1 protein-coding gene and 1 pseudogene are annotated in these 1,298 nt (G+C 62.6%); one reads left to right on the top strand and one right to left on the bottom strand.

The window, feature by feature from the left end:
• Positions 1 to 309: pseudogene (locus EOD07_RS37950) on the top strand (peptidase C14 caspase catalytic subunit p20); the annotation flags it as partial.
• Between the two features lie 243 nt (positions 310 to 552).
• Here the strand turns inward: EOD07_RS37950 and EOD07_RS34675 are convergent.
• Positions 553 to 1,170, bottom strand: a complete 618-nt coding sequence (locus EOD07_RS34675; RefSeq protein WP_127238375.1) for a transglutaminase-like cysteine peptidase — start codon at positions 1,168 to 1,170, stop codon at positions 553 to 555.
• Positions 1,171 to 1,298: the final 128 nt, after the last annotated feature.

The raw sequence follows: 1,298 nt of genomic DNA, 5'->3' as shown, positions 1-1,298 counted from the left end.
GACCTGGCCGCAGGCGCGACCCTGGCTCCGAACGGGCAGGGTGGCGACAGCGGCAAGAAGTTCCGCAAACTGACCGGAAACGGCGGCGGAGCGGCAGGCGCGGAAGTCAACGTCCAGCACAACCTCAAGGTCAACAAGCCGAACGTGGAGGTGCTGTCCAGGCAGGAAAGGCCGCAATTCCATGCGCAGCCGAAGCTCCAGCTTCAGCCACAGGAGCGGCGCCTGGCGCAGCAGCCCAGGCAGCAGCCACAGCAGGCAAACAAGAAGCCGACCTGCGGGCATCCGGGCGAGCCGCCCTGCAAGCAATAGGCCCCCCGCAGCCGGCATAGCCATTTCGTCGGTGGGCCGGAGGTCCTGGCCCATCGATCCTGCAAAATCGGGGATCGTTGATCAGTGGCGCGCCAACCGACCTCAAGCCGGGCCGCGCGGATTATGATACGGTTTTGGTCTAATGCATGTCGCCCAGAAGTGCGCAGCGGTTCTGGGACAACGACATGCATCAAAACAAAGACTTAAAGCGCGTCGCCTGAATCCGTTTCAGCGCGACGCGCTTTAAGAGCTTGGAGACAGCCGTTTCGCCGTGCCGCCGCGCTGGTTGATCGAGACCCAGGTGTTCGGGTTCTGCTGCGACTGGCGTTTCAGGAAATAATAGCCGGTCGCATTCCAGGGCCGGATTTCGTCGACCAGATTGTCCAGCACGAGATCGCCCTTGTCGGTCTTCACCGTCAGGATGGTGTGGCCCTCATTGTGAAGGTCGCGCACCACCGTCATCAGCAGCGCCTGCCGGGGAAATCCCGCTTCCTGGAGAAGCTTGCGCTTGTAGAGCGCGTAGATCTTGCAATCGCCCTTGCCGTCCACCGGATAGTCCCAGTGGTCCATCGTCGTGCCCCAGTGGTCGTAGTTGCTGACCGGCTTGATGGATCGGTTCGCCTTCCGGTTTATTCGCTTGAGGATGCTCATGTTCTGCGCGGTCAGCTTGACGCTCGCGGCCGGCAGGGCGGGCACCTTGCACTCCTTCGGCCGGCGATGACAGAAATCGAGCCAGCCATATGGGACGCTGGTGCTGCCGCCAACCGAGGCGGAACTGGCGGCCGGCCGCGTCGACGCCAGCTTGAGCAGCGACGACTGCGCCGCCGCTGGGGTGGCTTGCAGCGACGAAGCGCCTACCAACGAAACAAGGCCAAGGAGGAGAGAGGAGGTCGGGACACCAGGGGATCGCTTCACTGCCAACACCACCGCAACGAGGAGACTGGCGACAGGCTAATGCGCAAATGCCAGCCCGGCCAATTAAACAATTA

It is taken from the genome of Mesorhizobium sp. M2C.T.Ca.TU.002.02.1.1 (assembly GCF_003997225.1).
The sequence above is the reverse complement of the archived record's forward strand: the minus strand, read 5'-3'. Positions and strand labels throughout refer to the sequence as shown.